This is a genomic window from Dyadobacter sp. NIV53 (assembly GCF_019711195.1).
GTDB lineage: Bacteria > Bacteroidota > Bacteroidia > Cytophagales > Spirosomataceae > Dyadobacter.
Window position 1 is genome coordinate 4,783,995 of record NZ_CP081299.1, and the last position, 20,281, is coordinate 4,804,275.

The window sequence follows — 20,281 nt, forward strand, 5'->3', positions numbered from 1 at the left end:
AAACATTACCCATCCAAAAGCGGTTTTAATTAGAATTTACGTAAAGATGTGTTGCTCTTTTTTCCCGAATGATTGAAAAAATTTCTCCTTCCATACCTGTTTTTTTAGCTAAAAAGCAACGCCAATCTTAATCCCTCCCCAACGATGCTCACGCCCGTTTTTAAATTCCCTGCTGAGGTAGGTACGATAATATTCAAAATAAATTTTCCAGAAAGTGGCAACCAGTCCAAAATTATTTTGGAGCGTAATTCTGTTGATTTCGCTGGCTTTGAGTGTGTAAGGGCTGTTTTTGTTAAAAATCCCACCCTGCATTGTAGCATCATAGCCAACTAAACCGACCAATGGCTGATTGTAAATATAAATTTGGAAGTTGCGTAAGCCAACGAGCCTGGAGGAATTGAAAGGAGAATGAAAACGTCCTAATGTCATTGTAAAGCCGGTTTGGATTTTATTGGAAAGCGTTCCTAACCTTGCCTGAACATTGGTATTCAACGAAATGATATTGGGATAATTAAGAAGTTCCTTTTCATGGCTAAGCTCATAATTAATAACCACATCGTTTTTGATTTGATACTGCCATCCCTGCGGATCAGTGTCACCGGTCCAGCCATGAATCGTAGCCTGCATTTTTCCGGCAAAAGCCGCAGGGCCAAGCATACCGGTACTTAATGTAGAAACCAGCCTTTGTTTTCTGGGTGTATCAACCGAAACTGCAAATGATTTCAGCATTATAACGCCGGCAAACGGGCGGTCGCCAACGAGTATTTTGTTGCTTTTAATACTGGTTGGAGTAAAGCCGTAATGCTCAAAAGCCAATCCGTACGTGGACTGGCTATTTTGTAAACGAAATAATACTTTTGATACCGGATTGTTACCGAGTGAAGGATGAACCAATTCCAGATCGTAACCCTGTGTGTAGTAGTAATCGCTTTTTCCCCAAAAGTCATTATCATAATGAATCCGGAAATATTTATCTCCGGCCATATTCCGGAACGATGCCGTATTATCAATCCTTTGTGCCTGTATTATGGCAGGAAGCAGCACGTTAAATAATAAAATAATGAATCTTTTTTGCATGAAAGATATACGTACCCGCATCCTTTACAGATTCATATTTCATTAATAGAACTCCTTATATTTCAATAATGACTCAGACCTGGTGAGCCAATAATGATTTTACTAACTGTTCATTGTTAGAAAAGTAATTTTTTTCTTCTACTTCTTTGTTAAGGAATTTCTGGATTTTACTGCTTTCATAAGCACGGAAAACTGCGGGGTGCACATAATATTTTTTACAAACCGTTCTTGTATTGCCCAAATGTGCCGCAACCACATCAAGACAGGTATTGACAGTGCGGGTAAATTGACGCTGTGTTTCGTATTTTTCCTGGGCACTCAGATATTCGAAAGCAGTAACTGTTCCCATCCAGGTCCTGAAATCCTTGGCAGAAAAATTTGCGCCTGTATACTCACGAATGTAATTATTTACCTGGCTTGCATTGAGAGAGCACATTCCTCCGCTTTCGGTAGTGTACTGAAAAAGCCTGCGGCCGGGCAACTCCTTATATTGTTTTACCATACGTGCCAGATGCAGATCGCTAAGCGTAATATCCTGTTTCACACCTTTTTTACCCGTGAACTTAAATCTTAGCTTGCTTCCCTGAATGGTGGTTGACCTTGCATCCAGGGTAGTGAGTCCGGATGATCCGTGTTTGATTTTATATTTTTGATTTCCTACCCTTATACAGGTTTTGTCCATAAGCCTGATTACCAAAGCAATTGCTCTCTGCAGACTTAAGTCTTTTCTTTTCAGATCAATTTCTACCTGCTGGCGCAACTGGGGCAAAGCTTCGGAAAAAGTAAGTAAACGGTAATATTTTGTTTGGTTTCGGATCAGGTTCCAATGCGGATGATAACGGTACTGTTTGCGGTCTGCCTCATCAATTCCGGTAGCCTGCAAATGCCCGTCAGGATTTTCACTGATCCATACTTCCCGCCATGCTGGTGGCAGCACAAGAGATTTTATCCTTTTAATTGCAGCTTTGTCTTTACACCGAATTCCGTCTTTATCAACATAATGAAATTTAGGGGATTTCCCTTTACGCAAATAACCGGGAGCATTTGCCTGGATATAGACAAGCCCGGCTGCGGCCGCAGTTAAAGCAGGATCCTTTTTTAGTTTTTTAATCTGACTTGCAGTAATAACCGGTGCTTCTGTTAAAGCGCCTACTGCTGGTGCTGATGACATAATTTTCAACAATTAATTTGTGTACGATCAGCGGTATTAAATTGATACCAGTAAATACCATTACAGAATTATTTTTGTATAAATATCAGATTGTTAGCTAATTATATAATTCAGGTTGAATTGTATTTAAATAAAAATTCCTCACCGAATAGCTATTCTGCTAATCAATGAGGAACATTGTACTCAGTATGATCTTATGGGAAAATCACTATAATTTATCTTATTCTTTATATGGGAAATAAATGGTAAATCGGGAGCCTGCACCCAATTCTGAGTCTGCTTCGATGTAACCCCGATGATTTTCCATTATTTTTTTACAAATGGCCAATCCAATTCCGGTTCCCGGATATTTGTGCACGGGATGAAGGCGCTGAAAAACATCGAATATCCGGTTTGCATATTCTTTTTCGAACCCGATACCATTATCCTGAAAGGATATTGCATGATATTTAGGCTGCTGCATTTGGGTTGGCAATTGCTGGTTTGTAACTATTTCAGCCTGAATGTCAATAACCGGAGGAATACCCGCTTTGGAAAATTTGAGCACATTACTGATCAGATTAACAAATAACTGATGTATCTGAAAAGGAATTACTTCAAGTACAGGTAATTGCGAAAAACTAATTACAGCATTTTTCTCCGCTATATTATCCTGCAGTTCTTCGAGTACTTTTTTAAGAATAGTATTTAAATCTATCCGTTCGTATACTTTTTCAGTGTTTCCTGTTTTGGAATAGGTGAGGATATCTTCAATCAGAACCTGCATTTTTTCAGCCGCAAAACGCATCCTTTCCACAGAATCCTTAACCTGATAGGAAAGGTCCGGATCTTCTCTGTCCAGTACTTTGGATGCAAAAATCTGAATTTTTCTTAACGGTTCTTTCAAGTCGTGCGTGCTGATCCAGTTGAGATTTGCAAGCTCTTTATTAGCTGCTTTTAATTCATCATTCAACAAACGATGTTTCTTTTCCTGACTTTTAACATATTTAAAGTTGATGTGTTTTTGTAATGCATAAGCAAAGCCGGACGCGGCATTCAGTTCTGATTTACGCCATTCATCACTTTTGTTTCTTACCTCTTCCATCCATAGCCCAAATGATTTTCGCGGAGAAAGCCGCATGCCGCCTTCCTGATTAACGACCACGGCTTTATGCGGATTTCCGGCCCAGTTGATCATTTCTATCCGTTCGGCCCTAAGCCACATAACCCCATCAGGAGTATCTGCTGCAATAGAATGATAGATGATACCAGCCCCATATTTGGATAGTTTCTCACTCCCCGGAATGATTTCCGATAATTTAGAAGTATGCAAACTTTCGTTCGGGTACCTTTCGTAAAGGGTTTTAAATAATGTAGTAAGATCTTCTTCTGCAGGGACAAGACCGCTCTTGTATAATTTCCCCTGTGAATAAATTACAAATCCCTTGGCATTGGCAATTTGTAAAAGATTTTCGGACTGATAATTTTCTTCAACGAAATTCTCGTTTTCATTCAGCAGCGCCAAGGATTTCAACAGTGCCTGATCCGCTGCCTGTGCAATCTCAAATTCTTCCGCAACTTCTCTTACGGCTATTTGCGAAGTAAGAAAATGTCCCTGAAGTAATGCCGACAAACGGGTATAATGCGGAAGTATCTTGGGAGAGTAATGATGACAGGCAATGAGCCCCCATAATTTATTATTTTGTAAAAGAGAGATCGTCAATGTGGCGCCAACTCCCATATTCCGTAAGTATTCAATATGGATAGGGGAAACACTCCGCAAAGTTGAAAGGCTCAGATCCAATGATTTGTTGCTTTTTTCAGCTGAATCCTGTAATGTCAGCAATGGAACAGGTTCATAATTGATATCGGCGATCATCCGCAGCGGATTTCTGATATATAATTCCCTTGCCTGTGCCGGAATATCTGTATGCGGGTATTTTTGTCCGGCAAAAGAATTAAGGTCTTCCCTTTTGTTTTCTGCAATTACTTCGCCGTTATATTCTGCATCGAACCGGTAGATCATTACACGGTCATAACCGGTTATAATTCTGGTTTGTTTTGCTATGTCCTCACATAGTTCCAGCAGATAATTATGGTTTTCAAGTATGGATACAAAACTTTTTGTCTGGCTGTAAAGGTTTGGCAAGTCAAGCGTACCGTCCGGAAAAGGTTCCAGTTCCAAAATCAGCGTTGAACCGCTGCGATGGACTGTTGTATTGAAAGGAATTTCGTTAAAAGTAAACACAAAAGGTTTTGCCGGATCGATCTCTTTGGTAGAATAAGCAACAAAATCCTCGGTTTGTGATTTTGGGAATATATCATATAAAGATTTTCCAAGCAGCATTTCCGGTGACAGCGTTATATACAAGCCGGTATTGGCGCTGCAAAAATCAATGACATAATTGTCAGTTGTGATTCCCAGCAAAAAGCCATGTGGTTGTATACTTCCCGGAATATGAATCGGTTCACTTTCGCAGTTTGTCAGATTAATTAAATCCCGGTTAACGATATCTTTAATATTCATCTTATCAAATTTATTTCAGCCTGACCGAGCCAATGATCAATGTTAGAAAATGTTTGAACCGCACTTGAGATAATTTCATTTTCACAATTCTTATCAACTGCATAGTCTGCCATTAAAGAAACAAATGTGTTCCATTTTGAACCTGTTTGCGGCCCGTACCCATAGAAATAGGATGCTCCGTTTGTTGTGTCCAGGCCGAGTGTCTTATTAATATGATTGTATAAAAATTTTCCTCCCAATGTTGATCCTTCCAGTACATACATAATCCCTATTGCCTGGGCTATACTTGAAAAAGAAAATTGATAAATAGGCAAGTTTTTCTGTTTCGGACAAGGAAATACCTGTTTTGATAAGATCATCCCTGATTAAACCTGCTTTATATCTTTCAGCTGAATCCGGTAGTATAGAGGTAATGGCGGGAAAAACATCAAGTTCGCATGACTGAACTACACCATAAAGTTTAGCAATATAAGTTTGATAAGCAATTAGGGTAACCGCAGGTTCGGTAATTGCTTTGGAATAAGAATTTTTCTCTAATTGCTTGTGGCTTTGTGCAGTTGTTTGCCTGAGATTAGTTAGAAATAATTTTTGATGCGTATTCGAAGCAGTTACTTCATTCATATGATCTTCAAATTAACTTTGATTCGTATCATTTTTGATTAAAAACTGTTCCAGTTCAAAAGCACTTCCTGAACTTTCTCTTAAAACAAGGCATTTTTCTATGATTGCTACCAGTTTGGAAAAATTGGTTGGTTTCTGGATATAGGCATTGGCGCCATTCTTGTTGGCCGATTCCAGAAGATTACCAGCAATAGAAGTTGACAAAATAACCACAGGAATATCCCTGAACTGATCTGAATTTCTGATTTCACATAAACATTCCAGACCGTTTCTCACGGGCATATTCATGTCCAGAAAAATAAGATCGGGTATTGACGCACGACTTTTTAATAAATTCATTAAATCCATTCCATTTTCTGCAATATCAAGTTTTGTAGAAATCGGAATTTGTTTTAAAGCTTCCTGAAATAAAAAGGTATCGTCATTATCATCATCTGCTAATAAAAGATGAAGAGGTTTTTTGTGCTGCATTGGTTCCTGATAAAACTGTGAAGAGCATACTCAAACGTCAAATTCAAATTGTTGTGTTTGAATGAACAATATTTTACAAGTCAGATAAAACTGACCTGGAATACTTCTCTTCTGCTTTAATACTTAATTAGAATAATTTTTAGCATAACCAGCAAATATAAGCCATTAAATATTCATCGAATAATTTCCAAAAAAATCCTGAAAAGATTTTATGTGTTTTAGTACGTTAATGATTTTGAAATAGTTAATTTGTATTAGAAAAGTTTTAAAATAAATATGTTAAATACAATAATTTACGTATAATGTAGAGTATCTGGCACAATTTTTATTGCTCTTAAGATTTATAGATCACAAAAAAATGTAAATAACTATGAAAAAGATAACATTAAGTGCACTGATTGTAGCATCCGTGATGACATTTTCCGCTTGTAATTCCAACAAGTCAGAAGACAGCAAGGAGGTAGCAGAAGAACAAAATGAAGAAAAATTTGATGACACGAAAATGGAGGATGATACGAAATTTGCTCTTGCAGCAGCAGATGGCGGTTTGGTTGAAGTAAAACTCGCAGAACTGGCAAAGGTAAACGGAGCGTCAAAAGCGGTAATGAGTTTTGCTGATAGCATGATTAAAGACCATTCCAAAGCAAATGAAGAATTAAAGGAACTGGCGAAAGAAAAGAAAATATCCCTGCCTATGTCGCTAAGTGATGCCAAACAAAAGGACTATGATGATATGGCCAAGAAAAAAGGCAAAGATTTTGATAAAGCATATGCATCATTTATGGTGGACGACCATCAGGAAGATGTGAGCGAATTTGAAAAAGCAGCTAAGGATTGCAAAGATCCGGATATAAAAGCATGGGCAGCTGGTAAAGTTCCCACATTACAGCACCACCTGGAAATGGCAAAAACAATGAAAGATGGCACTATGTAAAAAATAGATTGATCGAGGGGAAGTTTTGGGCGGAAATATACGAAAGTGTATTTCCGCTTTCTATTTGTTTAGAGTTGGTAAAAATATAAAATTTGCTATTTACACGAAGATCAATTTAATTTGTCTACTACTTTTGTAGACTAATGTTAAGAAATAGCTTTTTTATACGAATTTTAACAAATTGTCTTTTATTTTTTATGAAAATTTTTTGCCTGTCTTTATTTAAAATCAGTTGCTTATTTATTTTTTTACTTACCTCATTTTATTTAAAAGCACAAACTGCCCAATCAGGATCAAAACCGAACATTATTTTTATTTTTTCGGACGATCATGCGTACCAGGCTATTGGGGCATATGGGAATAAATATGCAAAGACACCAAATATTGATCGTATAGCTAATGAAGGGGCATTATTAAAAAATAACCTGGTTACTAATTCTATCTGCGGCCCAAGCCGGGCTACTTTACTTACCGGGAAATACAGCCATTCGAATGGTTACAAAAGGAATGACAATACCCGGTTTAATACCAACCAGACTTTGTTTCCGGAAGTATTACAGCAAAGCGGATATCAAACTGCGTGGATTGGGAAAATGCACCTGAATAGTTTGCCAAAAGGGTTTGATTACTGGAATATTTTACCTGGCCAGGGAAATTATTATAATCCTGATTTCATTAGCCAGCCTAATGATACAACGCGTTATAACGGTTATGTTTCAGATGTAATTACCCAATTTTCAACCGATTGGCTTGATAAACGCGATAATTCCAAGCCATTTTTCCTGATCGTGGGACACAAGGCTACGCACCGTGAATGGCTTCCGGATTTACAGGATCTTGGAGCATATGACGACGTTGATTTTCCGTTGCCTTCCACTTTTTATGATACTTACGAAGGCAGGGAAGCCGCTAAACAGCAGGATATGACGATCAGTAAAACCATGCGCCTGAAAGAGGACCTGAAAGTTTTACCGGATTATGAAAAGGACGGTACTTACAATCGGTTCAGCGAAGACCAGAAAAAGGTTTTCAAGGCCTATTATGATAAAATCGGCAAGGAACCAGAAGAGAAAAAACTGACTGGAAAAGCATTGACTGAATGGAAATATCAGCGATATCTGAAAGACTATTTATCGACGGCAAATTCACTGGACAGGAATATCGGTAAACTGCTTGATTATCTTGATAAATCGGGTCTTGCAAAAAATACAGTAGTTATTTATGCCTCTGACCAGGGATTTTACATGGGAGAACATGGCTGGTTCGACAAGCGGTTTATATATGAAGAGTCTTTGAAAACACCCTTTGTTATTCGTTATCCGGGTGTGGTAAAGCCAGGTTCGCAGGTTGATCAGCTGGTGATGAATATCGACTGGGCGCCAACCGTATTAAATATTGCCGGCGCAAAAATACCGGCTGATATACAGGGGAAATCATTTTTGCCACTTCTCGACGGATCAAAAACGGAAGGATGGAGGAAAGAAGCCTATTATCACTATTACGAGTTTCCGCAGCCGCATCATGTTTTCCCACATTTCGGGATCAGGACAGACCGTTACAAACTGGCCTATTTTTATGGCGGAGCTGATTCGTGGGAATTATATGATCTGGAAAAAGATCCTACTGAGGTTTCTAATATTTACGCTAAAGAGAGTTCCGGAAAAATATCGGCTGATTTGAAGGTAAAACTCAAAAAACTGATGAATCAGTACAAGGATGATGAGGCTTTAAAAATACTGGCAGGAGCTAAAAAGTAATGCCGGTGGTAATTGATGAGAGATAGTTATGATATTTATTGAGAGAAAAATTTCGTTCGTTTTTTTGATTGCAGTGTTAGGATTTGGCTGTCAGAAAAAGCAGACTGCCGCCGAAAAAACAGCCGACAGCCTTGCACATTGCATTGCTGACGGAATTCCTTCCCGCGCCGCAGCTATACAAAACGTTGCCAATGTGACACAGGGAAAAGATGATACAAAGGAAATGGTGTGGATTGAAGGCGGGAAATTTTTAATGGGAGCGGATGAATTCCCTGATTCCAGGCCAATGCACGAAATTACTTTGGATGGTTTTTACATGGACGAGCATGAAGTGACCAATGCTGAATATGCTCGTTTTGTGGCTGCTACCAAGTATAAAACCGTAGCGGAAAGACCATTAAACCCGGCAGATTATCCGGGTGTTCCGGCTGATAAACTTGTACCTGGTTCGGCAGTTTTTACACCTACTGCAACGCAGGTTTCACTTGATAATCCACTGCAATGGTGGAGCTATGTTCCTGCGGCAAGTTGGTTGCAGCCCGAAGGCAAAGGAAGTTCTATAAAAGGAAGAGAAAATTACCCGGTGATTCATATATCGTATGAAGACGCGGCGGCATATGCAAAATGGGCAGGAAAACGCCTCCCGACAGAAGCAGAGTGGGAATATGCGGCCCAAGGTGGAAAGGGTAACCATACTTATTACTGGGGCGACCAGCTGAAACCAGGCAATAAGTGGGTAGCGAATATTTACCAGGGCAGTTTTCCTGATAAAAATACAAGGGAAGATGGTTTTGCAAGCGCAGCGCCAGTCAAATCATTTCCTGCCAATCCTTATGGCTTGTACGATATGGACGGCAATGTTTGGGAATGGTGCCAGGATCTTTACCGTCCTGATTATTATCAGAAAAGCCCGGCAAAAAATCCGCAGGGGCCGGGTGATAGTTATGATCCGGATGAACCCAATGCGGTAAAACATGTACAGCGCGGAGGATCTTTTTTATGCAGTGATGATTATTGTATCCGCTATAAAGCCGGAAGCAGAGGAAAAGGAGAAGTGACCAGTGGTAGTAACAATCTTGGATTTCGCTGCGTAAAGGAACGTAAATGACGATTTTAAAATAAATTACGGAAGTAATAGAATTGATAAAAGGCTATTTTTTTGTTATTTCAGAAATGTATCTGGTTACTTTATAATCCTGTTACCGTTCTGATATTTATTTATACAGATAATCTTTTGTTATGAACACCCGTTTTCTTACAATTCCCGGTTTGGCAAGCTCTGGCCCTAATCATTGGCAAACGATTTGGGAAAATCAGTATCCGCATCTTTTCAGCAGAGTGGAACAGGTTAACTGGGACTGGCCGGTAAAGGATGAATGGGTTGAGAAATTACAGGAACGCATTGCGGGGTTAACAGAACCTACTATTTTAATTGCACATAGCCTCGGATGTATTACCGTAGCGCACTGGGCACAAAAATATACATCTGAATACATTGATGCAGCTTTGCTAGTCGCGCCGGCTGATGCTGATTTGTCAAAACGGCTTAATTTCGTAGTCGGATTTACGCCGGTACCCAGGGTGTTATTTCCATTTAAAAGTATTGTGGTGGCGAGTGCAAATGATATGTATGCAAGTATTGGCCGTTCTGAAATGTTTGCAAAAAGCTGGGGTAGTGAATTTATAAATATTGGTAAAAAAGGGCATATTAATGCCGTTTCCGGATTGGATGACTGGCAGGAAGGGAAAAAAATATTGGAAAAACTCAGTCGATATAACCTGGTTGAAGTATAGGTTGTACACAATGCGTATTTAGAAGTGCATATATGTTTATATTAGTGAAAATTCTTATTATAACTTAAATTAAACTCGTAATTATGAAAAAAGTATTTGTATTTCTTTTGGCAGGTTTACTGGCCAGTTCTGCTGTAATAGCTAATGGCCCGGATAAAGTGAAAGCTGCTGATAAAACATTGACAGTGGACACTAAAACCAGTAAAGTTACCTGGGGTGCTAAAAAAGTAACAGGTACGCATGCTGGCGATGTGCCTTTGACGAGCGGATCTTTAATCGTTGACGGAGATAAATTAAAAGGCGGCACTTTTGTATTTGATGTAAAAAACCTTACTGTTACTGATGTTAAGGATGCAGAAATGAACGGCAAATTAACAGGACATCTTAAAAGTCCTGATTTCTTTTCTGTTGAAGCACATCCACAGGCAAAGTTTGTCATTACCACAGTAACTTCAAAAGGAGCTGGTGCTTATGATGTTACGGGAAAATTAACAATCAAAGGCATTACCAATGACGTGACATTTCCTGCAACTGTGAAATCTGATGCCAAAAAGGTGGTTGCTGATGCTAAAATTACGGTTGACAGAACGAAATATGATATTAAGTTCCGCTCAACGAATTTCTTTGAAAACCTGGGTGACAAAGCAATTGACAACGATTTTACACTTGAAGTAAATCTGGTGGCTAATAAGTAGTTGTTGGCTATTAGCTTTTAGAAGATAGCTTAAATCCTGCCGGATCCCCGTGATCCGGCAGGATTTTTTTGTTGGGCGAAATTTTACTCCCAAATTATAGATAAACAGGTTGGGCATTTGAAAAGGTATATCTTTGGGTTTTATTAATTAATCATGGAATATTTATGAAGTATGTTGTCCTGAGTTTTGTAGTATTTTTCTTTTTTGTTAACAAGTACTGTCCACGCACAAAATACATTACCAGATTGGGCATTTGGCGGTTTTGTCCGTCCGGAAGGCGTAAATCCTGTTATTTCCCCCGACAGCACAACACGATTTATGTGCCCAATGAATAAAAGGATGATAGACTGGGAATCTAACGATACTTTCAATCCGGCTGCAACGATTAAAAATGGTAAAATTGTAGTCCTTTATCGTGCCGAAGACAAAGCAGGAAGAGCTATTGGAAAACGAACTTCCCGGATCGGTTATGCTGAGAGTACTGACGGTGTTACCTTTAAACGACGGAAAACGCCAGTTTTATTTCCAGCAGAAGATAGCCAGAAAGCAATGGAATGGCCGGGCGGCTGTGAAGACCCGCGTGTGGCTGTAACAGAAGATGGTCTTTATGTAATTCTCTATACACAATGGAACCAGGATAAGGCGCGGATAGGTGTAGCCACTTCACGTGACCTGATCAAATGGCAAAAACATGGGCCGGCCTTTAAAAAAGCTTATAATGGGAAGTTCAATGAAATCTGGTCTAAATCTGGTTCGCTGCTTACCAAACTGGTAAAAGATAAACAGGTAATTGCAAAAGTGAATGGAAAATACTGGCTTTATTTTGGTGAAGCTAATGTAAATGTAGCTACATCTATTGACCTCATAAATTGGGAACCAATCGTTGATAGCAACCAGAACCTGGTAAATCTGATCTCTCCCAGAAAAGGATTTTTCGATAGCAATCTGACAGAGTGTGGCCCACCGGCAATCCTTACTGACAAAGGAATTGTGCTGATGTATAATGGAAAAAATGATAAAGGAGAAGATGGAGACCAAAGGTTTACGCCAAATAGCTATTGTGCAGGACAGGTTTTGCTGGATAAAAATGATCCGTCAAAAGTATTGGCAAGAATGGATGTTCCGTTTTTCCGCCCTATGGAATCATTTGAAAAAAGCGGGCAATATATAGCAGGGACTGTATTTATTGAAGGTATGGTTTATTTCAAAGGGAAATGGCTTTTATATTATGGCTGTGCAGATTCCAGAGTTGGAGTAGCTGTATTTGATCCCAAGTTGAAAACACCGGGCGATCCGATTCCGGTTAATTAAAAACGGAAAAGTTAATAACACTTCATCAAAAACTTTAAATATTTTATGTCCCTTAAAAGGAATGATACCTTATGGAAAGGTATTCTGGAGAATCTGTGCGGTGATTTCCTGAATTTCTTTTTTAAAGATGCTGAAAAGCTTTTTGACATGGAAAAGGGTTTTGAGTTTCTGGACAAAGAACTTGAACAATTATTTCCAGCCGAAGATATTGAAGCCCCGAAATTTGTGGATAAGCTGATAAAAGTATTTACCAATACCGGCAAGGAAGAATGGATATTGTGCCATGTAGAAGTGCAGGGCTACGACGATAAAGATTTTGCCAAACGGATGTTTACTTATTTTTATCGTATTCTGGATAAGTATAATAAACCCGTTACTGCAATTGCCATTTTTACGGATACAAATAAGAAATTCCGACCAAGCATGTATGAGTATGAATATTTAGGCACAAGAAACACGTTTTATTTTAATACTTATAAAATTATTGATCAGGACGAAAATCTATTGGCAAATGATGAAAATCCTTTTTCCGTGGTAATACTGACAGTTTTACTATCGCTGAAAAAGAAAAAACGGGATGATGAAAGTCTTTTTAAATTAAAATATTCGTTAGCCAAAAACCTGTTACAAAAGAAAATACCAAAGAAGAAAATAGATGACCTATTGATTTTTTTACAGCTGTATGTAAGATTTGGAGATCCGGAATATATTATTAAATTTGAAAAGGAAATAGAAGTGTTAACCGAAAATAAAACAACCATGGGAATAAGGGAATTGGTACTTGATATGGCAAAAAAGGAAGGGTTAGCAGAAGGCCATAAAGAAGGTATTGAAAAAGGCCACAAAGAAGGTAAGATCAAGGGTAAAGAGGAAGGTAAGATTGAAGGTAAAATTGAAGTTGTCCATAATCTGTTGGCAACCGAAAGATTTACAACAGCCGAGATCGCTAACTTTGCTAATGTTACAGAAGAGTTTGTACTTAATGTAAAGAAAACCAAGATTTAATACGATCGCATTTATATATATTTAAAGGCTCCATTCAGGGGCTTTTTTTGTTTTATACCAATATATTTTATTCATCTTTCGATCTATTAGTGAAATAGAGGCGTATATCAGGGAAATTAAATCAAACTTTATTTCCGGATGAAAACGTTAAAAATTAAAAGCACAATACTAGCAATTGCTTTATTAGCAACCTTTGGAGCATTTGCTCAGAAAGAAAAAACAGTAACGGTTGGTGGAGCTGCAATGTATCCCTCAAAAAACATCATTGAGAACGCAGTAAATTCTAAGGATCATACCACGCTCGTTGCGGCAGTAAAGGCTGCTGGTTTAGTAGAAACATTATCAGGATCAGGGCCCTTTACAGTATTCGCTCCTGTAAATGCAGCATTTGCGGCTTTGCCAGCCGGTACTGTTGATGAGTTGTTGAAACCTGAAAATAAAGCCACGCTTACTTCAATATTAACATACCATGTAATTCCTGGAAAAGTTGATGCTAAATCGGTGTTGAAAATGATAAAGGATGGTAGTGGTAAGGCAATGGCTAAAACTGTTCAAGGGGAAGAGCTTACATTCACTACAAAGGGTAAAGATGTATGGGTAACAGATGCCAAAGGAAATACTGCTATGGTTACAATTGCAGATGTATTTCAATCGAATGGTATAATCCATGTAATTGATAAGGTTTTAATGCCTTAAAATATTGTGAAGTTGATTTGTGTAGTTGGATGTTGATGAAGCGGATGGAACTTAGGTTTCTTCCGCTTTTTTGTTTTTCAGATACTGTTATCAATCAGATTTGCTTATTATTATTACGAAAGATTTGAAAACTACGTTGGATTTTAAGCTTAATTGATGATGATAGAATTGAATATTTTACATATTGGTGCTTCAAAAGAAGTTTTATCCAAACGCCAGAAAGAATTTAACAAGCTGACTAAAAAAATAGAACAGCTGGACAAGATGTTAATTGAATTGCGGGATGGAACTCAGGTTCTGCAAAATCGTATTGTGAAGGAAATGAAGCCACTATACGAACAGATGTACTCCTTTCAGGCAGAAACGGTTCGTAAAATGGATATTGTCTATGCTGATAAACTCATGAAAAAAAATGATCAGAAAAAACTTTCATATCTGATTACAGACTTGAGTTTTGATTTGATAGGAAATGGATATGAAGATCTCAAGACAATATTTAATAAATACAATGAAGTAGATTTTGATACGGTAAACGCTGAAATTGATTTTGAATCGGCTGAAATGGCAAGAGGGATGGCTTCGCATTTTGATATCCACTTTGATGAGGACGAAGATATTTCAACTGCGAATAAATTTCAGGAGAAAATGTTTGAGAAGCTTTTAGAACAGGAAGAAATATTTGAAGAACGGCAACGTGCAAAAAATGAAAAAAAGGCAGACAGGGCAAAATCACAAAAGCATCTTGATAGAGAAGAAAAGCAAAAACACGAAGAACAGCGGCTGACCAAATCGGTAAGGGCTGTTTACATGGACCTGGTGAAAGCATTTCATCCTGACCGCGAAAAAGATGAGGCGGAAAAGATAAGAAAAACAGAATTAATGCAAAGGGTTACACAGGCTTATAATGATAATAACCTGTTGACTTTACTCAAGCTGCAAATGGAGTTTGACCGGATAGATCAGGATCATTTGGAAAAACTTGCTGATGAGCAATTACTTTACTATAACAAAGTTCTGAAACAACAGGCGGATGATCTGGAACACGAAAAGTTTGATATTATTCAGGAACTTGCATCACTGGCTAATATGTCTCCTTACCAGATCAATTCAATTGAAACGGTCGCAATCAAATTCAATCAGGATGTGCGTGAATTTAAAAGGGAATTGAAACAAACCAAAAGTGATGTTGACTTGTGGGGTGACCCGGTTAAGGTAAAAGTATTTCTGAAAACATATAAAATTCCAAAGGACGAAGATTTTGACTTTTTTTATTGAAGATCAAAACGTTTTATTTTAATCCTAACATTATACCATGAGATTATTAGAATGATCTGGATTAAGCTTTTAAAATTATAAAACAGGTAAGTACAGGATAGAAAGAACTGATATTCTATGAATTTTTGGATAAATATTTATTCTTTTTATAGAATTATGGTACGGATCTGTTTTTTGTTAGGTTTGATATTTACTCTCAGTGTTTGTATTGCCCAGGAAATTCCGCTGTATCCGGGTAAAACCCCTAATTCAAAAGACGTTGCAGACGAAGAAGAACGGAAAGGAAATGAGCAAGTCGATTCGCTGGCTTTTAAAGTTTCCATTCCTACAATTTCCGTTTTTTTAGCAACAAAAGAAAAAGCCAATGGAACATCTGTTATCATATTTCCGGGAGGCGGTTATGGAGGTTTGCTGACAAAAAGAGAAGGCAGTGATCCGGCCAGAGAATTTAATAAACTGGGTGTAACTGCTTTTGTTGTAAAATACAGGCTACCAAGTGACAGGACAATGATTGATAAGTCAATTGGGCCATTGCAGGATGCGCAGCAGGCGATAAAAATGGTAAGGGAGAAAGCAAAAGAATGGAATATCAATCCGCAAAAGATTGGTATTATGGGTTACTCCGCAGGCGGGCATCTTGCAGCAACGGCAGGAACGCATTTCGGCATTTCTTACATTCCTAATACAGAGAAAACAAGTTTAAGGCCGGATTTTATGCTGCTGATCAATCCCGTAATCAGTTTTACAGATAGCATTGGACACACCGGATCACGAAAAAATCTATTAGGTGATAATCCGGCAAAAGAACAGATCAGGCTATTTTCCAACGAATATCATATTTCAAAATTAACTCCGCCTGCCTTTCTGGTTCATGCCGGTACGGACGTGGTTGTTCCGGTTGCTAACAGTCTTGTTTTTTATCAAAATTTACAACGCTACGGAGTTTCAGGTGAAATTCATATTTACTCAAAAGGAGAACATGGTTTTCTGACTTATCCATCATTCGGCGAATGGTTTGGGCGCTGTGTAAACTGGATGAAAAGTATGGAGCTGATGCCATGATTGTGTGGCTTAGCAAGTAAATTCTTAGTTTCTTAATCTTTATAAACAGGTGAGTACAGGATAGTACGACCAAAAATTTTAGGAATTTTTGGATATTATTTTCTTCTTTTTTAAGAGAATGCCATTTGAAAGTCGCTTGTTAAAGAGAAAACAATAAGGGTAATTAATGTTTCAGTAGTCTAAATTCTTATAAAATGTTTTCAAAATTCGTAGCCGCAACCCTCGTGGTTGCCCTGATTGCCACAAGTCAAATTTCGTGCATAGCACAAAAAAGTGAAAAAGGATTTAAAACCATTTTTGATGGCAAATCACTGAAAGGGTGGGAAGGAGATACCAAATACTGGAGAGTTGAAAACGGGAACCTGGTTGGAGAAATTACACCTGAAACTTTACTGAAAACGAACTCATTTATTATATGGCAGGGTGGAGAACCAGGAGATTTTGAATTAAAAGGTTCATTTAAGATAACTGAAAAAGGGAATTCCGGTATTAATTACCGCAGTGATAAAGTAGCAGATGTTCCCAATGCATTAAGAGGTTATCAGGCTGATATTGATGGAGCGATCCGTTACACCGGTCAGAATTATGAAGAACGTAAAAGAACAACTCTGGGCTATCGAGGTGAAATAGTAACTGTAAACGAGCCAACTGATAAGTCCGCAGAAGCATTTCAGGCAAACCTGAAAAATAATGCTTGGCTGGGCAGAACAGTAACGGGTTCATTAGGAACATCGGACGAACTGAAAACCAAGATAAAAAGTGAAGAATGGAATGAGTTTCACATTGTTGCAAAAGGAAACCGTCTATAGCATTATATTAATGGCGTGTTAATGAGCGATGTAACGGACAAAGATACAGTGAACGGAAAATCAAAAGGACTTTTAGGTGTACAGGTACACGTAGGTCCGCCTATGAAAGTAGAATACAAAGACATCCGTATTAAACAATGATTTTTTGAATTAAAAAACAGTTTGTCCTGGTAATTCAGCTAACCGTACGACGGCCCGAGCTAATTGCCAGTCGCTAACAGCTTTACAAATGAATAAAATTGGATTTAATGTACTTGCCTGGACGGCGGCTGTTTCGGATGATTTGTTCCCCGTTATAGATAGATTAAAGGGAATTGGATACGACGGTGTAGAATTTTATCTGGGAGCGCCGGATCTTGCTGCATATCAGAGAATGGGAAATTATACCAAAGATCTTGGCTTGGAAACAACGGCTGTGATGACTTTGGGTAAAGATGACAATCCCATAAGTGAATCAGTCGAAGTACGTGCAAAAGCGCTGGACAAAATCAAATGGGGCATTGATCGTGCCCATGCTTTAAATGCAAAAATTATCTGCGGTCCGTTCCATTCCGGTCATACCATTTTTGTAAATCGTCCGGCGCAGGAACAGGAATATGCGCTTGCCGGTGAGGTACTCGCGGCCGCTGCCGATTACGCCGCCCAAGCTGACATTACATTCGCACTGGAAGCGCTAAACCGTTTCGAATGTTACCTCTGCAATACAACAGCGCAGCTTTTGAAACTGGTGAAAGCGGCCGATCATCCTAATGTGAGGGCAATGTTTGACACGCATCACGCAAACATTGAAGAAAAAAGCTACGCGACTGCGATTGATATTATCGCACCAGTTTTAGCCCACGTTCATATCAGTGAAAACGACCGAGGCACTCCCGGCGACGGACAGGTTTTGTGGGATGATGCTTTTTCTTCTCTTGCCAAAATCAATTACCAGGGCTGGTTAACGATCGAAGCTTTTTCAAGAAACGATCCCGATTTCGCGAACGCAATCGGCGTATGGCGCGAATTTTCAGATCCATGGGACATCGCAGAAAAGGGTTACAAGTTCATTCGGGAAATGAGTGCGAAGCATAATTTGTAACTGTCCAAAATAGTCCAACGGACTCTGAGACCTTAACCCAGGGCATCGCCCTGGGAATAAAACTAACCGCTGATAGTTAATTGTTTAAACAATGTCACAAAAACTTCCTTTTCGTTTTGGCTCAGAGGTTTACACCTGGTTTATGAGTGGAAACGGACAAACGCATCAGGGCCGACTTGGGCACATGATCGAAATTATATCCAAGGCTGGTTTTACCGGAATCCAGCCGATTTTTACCTGGATGGGCGATTTAGTAGATCCGGATCTTTTGGAAGCAAAATTGAAGGAGCAAGGAATTGAGTTGGCCGCATTGGCGCTTGCTCTTGACTGGAATAATCCGGAGGAAACAGAAAGGGAGCGCGAAGTTGCAGATCATGCAATCCGTGTTTTGCAACGCTTTCCGGGAGCTGTCCTCAATACAGTTCAAATTCCATCCGGGCGTCATGACATTGTTCAGCGCCAAAAGAACCTGGTCAATATTGTCAATCGCGTTTCTGCAAGAGCTGCTGAAAAAGGCATTCCATGTAGTTACCATCCCAATTCACCGCATTCTTCAATCATTCGTACTGCCGAAGATTACAAAATCGTGCTTGAATCGTTGGACATTTCTGTCACCGGATGGACGCCGGACGTTGGCCACATCATCAATGGCGGAATGGATCCATTGGCGAAAATGAAAGAATATCAGTCGATTATCAATCATGTTCACTACAAAGACTGGGACGGTGCACCTGAATTTGCATTAATGGGGGAAGGGAAAGTAGACCTGTTAGGAATAACCCAGTGGCTGAAAGATATTAATTATTCGGGTTGGATCATTTGTGAGGATGAAGGCGTAGAAGCGCTCGAAAATCCGGATTTTGTGACTTTGCATGATGGAAATTGGATTCAGGAAAAATTGATCCCAGGATTAAAGTAGCTATTGACTATGAGCTGTTAGCTTTTTGCCATCCGGGAATGCTCCGTTTATCCCTTCAAACAAATTGTAGGGTCCAGCCAAAAGCTGTTTGCGGAGACACAAACAGACGCGCATAAAGCCCCATCGGGGCTAAATGTTTGTAGAAAGAGAGAAATAGCAATCGATAATCAGCGTGCCGTAGGTACGCAACATTTGCAACGTTTTAAAAGCTAACAGCCAATGGCTAATCGCTAACAGCTACCTAAAATGCCAACTGTAAAAACCAACGGAATACATTTTCATTACGAAGAGCGCGGTTCAGGGAAATCATTAGATGATATTCCTGTTTTGCTGATTATGGGTATCACTGCACCTGGTTCTGTATGGAATGTTCATTTAGCGGACTGGCAACATCATTTCCGATGCATCGTAGGCGATAACCGTGGTGTAGGATTAACTGACAAACCTGCCGGGCCGTATTCTTCAGAACAAATGGCTGATGATTATGCTGGGTTACTGGATGCTATTCAGGTGGAAAAGGTGAAAGTTGTGGGTTGCTCAATGGGGAGTACGATCGCTCAGCAATTAGCAATCCGTCATCCTGACAAAGTTCATTCGCTGGTTTTGATGTGTCCGTGGGCGCGATGTGATAATTATGCAAAAGGACTTTTTCAGCATATTATGAACGCCAAAGCGAGATTCAGGCCGGAAGAATTCAGCTTGTATATTCAGTTATTGATTTTTTCAAAATCGTCATGGGATAATGAAGAAAAGCATACCGATCTGGAACAAGGCAGAAATCAGGATGCTTTTGGTGCGTTTCCACAACCATTGCACGGATTGGAAGGACAAGCAGCAGCTTGTATCAATCACAATTCCTTGAACGATTTGGGCAAAATTAAAAAACCGACATTGGTGATCGGAGGTAAGGAAGACATTTTTACACCTGTTTGGATGGCAGAAGAAGTGACGAATGGTATTCCGGGAGCAGAACTGTTTTTGTATGAAAAATTGGGTCATGCTTTCCATTTCGAGAATACCGACGACTTCAATCCAAGGGTTCGCAATTGGTTGTTAGAACATTAAATTCATAGATAAGTCGGAAACAAGGGTTAAAA

Annotated in this window: 18 protein-coding genes and 1 pseudogene; 14 read left to right on the top strand and 5 right to left on the bottom strand. The window is 39.1% G+C overall.

Annotated features, from left to right (window positions below; all coding sequences use genetic code 11):
• Positions 1-108: 108 nt before the first annotated feature.
• The 5 genes from KZC02_RS19655 to KZC02_RS19675 form a co-directional block, all read right to left on the bottom strand.
• Positions 109-1,077, bottom strand: coding sequence for a lipid A deacylase LpxR family protein (locus tag KZC02_RS19655; RefSeq protein WP_221390256.1), 969 nt, complete (start codon positions 1,075-1,077; stop codon positions 109-111).
• A gap of 73 nt (positions 1,078-1,150) precedes the next feature.
• Entirely contained in the window at positions 1,151-2,248 is a 1,098-nt protein-coding gene (locus KZC02_RS19660) for a DNA topoisomerase IB (RefSeq protein ID WP_221390257.1), read from the bottom strand.
• A gap of 220 nt (positions 2,249-2,468) precedes the next feature.
• Positions 2,469-4,754: an ATP-binding protein gene (locus KZC02_RS19665; RefSeq protein ID WP_221390258.1), complete on the bottom strand. Its 2,286-nt coding sequence runs from the start codon at positions 4,752-4,754 to the stop codon at positions 2,469-2,471.
• Positions 4,751-5,068, bottom strand: coding sequence for a biliverdin-producing heme oxygenase (locus KZC02_RS31990; protein WP_229253683.1), 318 nt, complete (start codon positions 5,066-5,068; stop codon positions 4,751-4,753). Before KZC02_RS31990 ends, KZC02_RS19665 begins: the two co-directional genes overlap by 4 nt.
• 319 nt (positions 5,069-5,387) lie before the next feature.
• Complete coding sequence (locus KZC02_RS19675) at positions 5,388-5,846, bottom strand: response regulator (RefSeq protein ID WP_221390259.1); 459 nt, start codon at positions 5,844-5,846, stop codon at positions 5,388-5,390.
• Between the two features lie 370 nt (positions 5,847-6,216).
• On the opposite strand from KZC02_RS19675, the gene KZC02_RS19680 reads away from it, so the two are divergent.
• From KZC02_RS19680 to KZC02_RS19745, 14 genes and pseudogenes are all read left to right on the top strand, one after another.
• On the top strand, positions 6,217-6,780 hold the full coding sequence (locus KZC02_RS19680; protein WP_221390260.1) for a DUF4142 domain-containing protein: 564 nt from the start codon (positions 6,217-6,219) through the stop codon (positions 6,778-6,780).
• 197 nt (positions 6,781-6,977) lie between these two features.
• The gene (locus tag KZC02_RS19685; RefSeq protein WP_221390261.1) at positions 6,978-8,537 is read left to right on the top strand and encodes a sulfatase; all 1,560 of its coding nucleotides are present in this window, start codon (positions 6,978-6,980) and stop codon (positions 8,535-8,537) included.
• 28 nt (positions 8,538-8,565) lie between these two features.
• The gene (locus KZC02_RS19690) at positions 8,566-9,645 is read left to right on the top strand and encodes a formylglycine-generating enzyme family protein (protein WP_221390262.1); all 1,080 of its coding nucleotides are present in this window, start codon (positions 8,566-8,568) and stop codon (positions 9,643-9,645) included.
• Between the two features lie 131 nt (positions 9,646-9,776).
• Positions 9,777-10,331 (top strand): alpha/beta hydrolase, encoded by a 555-nt coding sequence (locus KZC02_RS19695; protein ID WP_221390263.1) that lies wholly within the window; start codon positions 9,777-9,779, stop codon positions 10,329-10,331.
• Between the two features lie 83 nt (positions 10,332-10,414).
• Positions 10,415-11,026: a YceI family protein gene (locus KZC02_RS19700; RefSeq protein ID WP_221390264.1), complete on the top strand. Its 612-nt coding sequence runs from the start codon at positions 10,415-10,417 to the stop codon at positions 11,024-11,026.
• A 204-nt stretch (positions 11,027-11,230) separates the two neighbouring features.
• On the top strand, positions 11,231-12,337 hold the full coding sequence (locus KZC02_RS19705) for a glycoside hydrolase family 130 protein (protein WP_221390265.1): 1,107 nt from the start codon (positions 11,231-11,233) through the stop codon (positions 12,335-12,337).
• Positions 12,338-12,382: 45 nt separating this feature from the next.
• Complete coding sequence (locus KZC02_RS19710) at positions 12,383-13,342, top strand: hypothetical protein (protein ID WP_221390266.1); 960 nt, start codon at positions 12,383-12,385, stop codon at positions 13,340-13,342.
• 138 nt (positions 13,343-13,480) lie between these two features.
• A complete protein-coding gene (locus KZC02_RS19715; protein ID WP_221390267.1) occupies positions 13,481-14,038 on the top strand; it encodes a fasciclin domain-containing protein in 558 nt (185 codons plus the stop codon).
• Between the two features lie 156 nt (positions 14,039-14,194).
• Entirely contained in the window at positions 14,195-15,313 is a 1,119-nt protein-coding gene (locus KZC02_RS19720; RefSeq protein WP_221390268.1) for a hypothetical protein, read from the top strand.
• A gap of 183 nt (positions 15,314-15,496) precedes the next feature.
• Positions 15,497-16,375: an alpha/beta hydrolase gene (locus KZC02_RS19725; RefSeq protein WP_229253684.1), complete on the top strand. Its 879-nt coding sequence runs from the start codon at positions 15,497-15,499 to the stop codon at positions 16,373-16,375.
• 194 nt (positions 16,376-16,569) lie between these two features.
• Positions 16,570-17,325: pseudogene (locus KZC02_RS19730) on the top strand (DUF1080 domain-containing protein).
• Positions 17,326-17,413: 88 nt separating this feature from the next.
• Positions 17,414-18,265 carry a sugar phosphate isomerase/epimerase gene (locus tag KZC02_RS19735; RefSeq protein ID WP_221390270.1) on the top strand — a complete coding sequence of 284 codons (852 nt, stop codon included), beginning with the start codon at positions 17,414-17,416 and terminating at the stop codon, positions 18,263-18,265.
• Positions 18,266-18,356: 91 nt separating this feature from the next.
• Positions 18,357-19,184: a sugar phosphate isomerase/epimerase gene (locus KZC02_RS19740; protein WP_221390271.1), complete on the top strand. Its 828-nt coding sequence runs from the start codon at positions 18,357-18,359 to the stop codon at positions 19,182-19,184.
• 246 nt (positions 19,185-19,430) lie between these two features.
• Positions 19,431-20,249: an alpha/beta fold hydrolase gene (locus KZC02_RS19745; RefSeq protein ID WP_221390272.1), complete on the top strand. Its 819-nt coding sequence runs from the start codon at positions 19,431-19,433 to the stop codon at positions 20,247-20,249.
• The last annotated feature ends 32 nt before the right edge of the window (positions 20,250-20,281 follow it).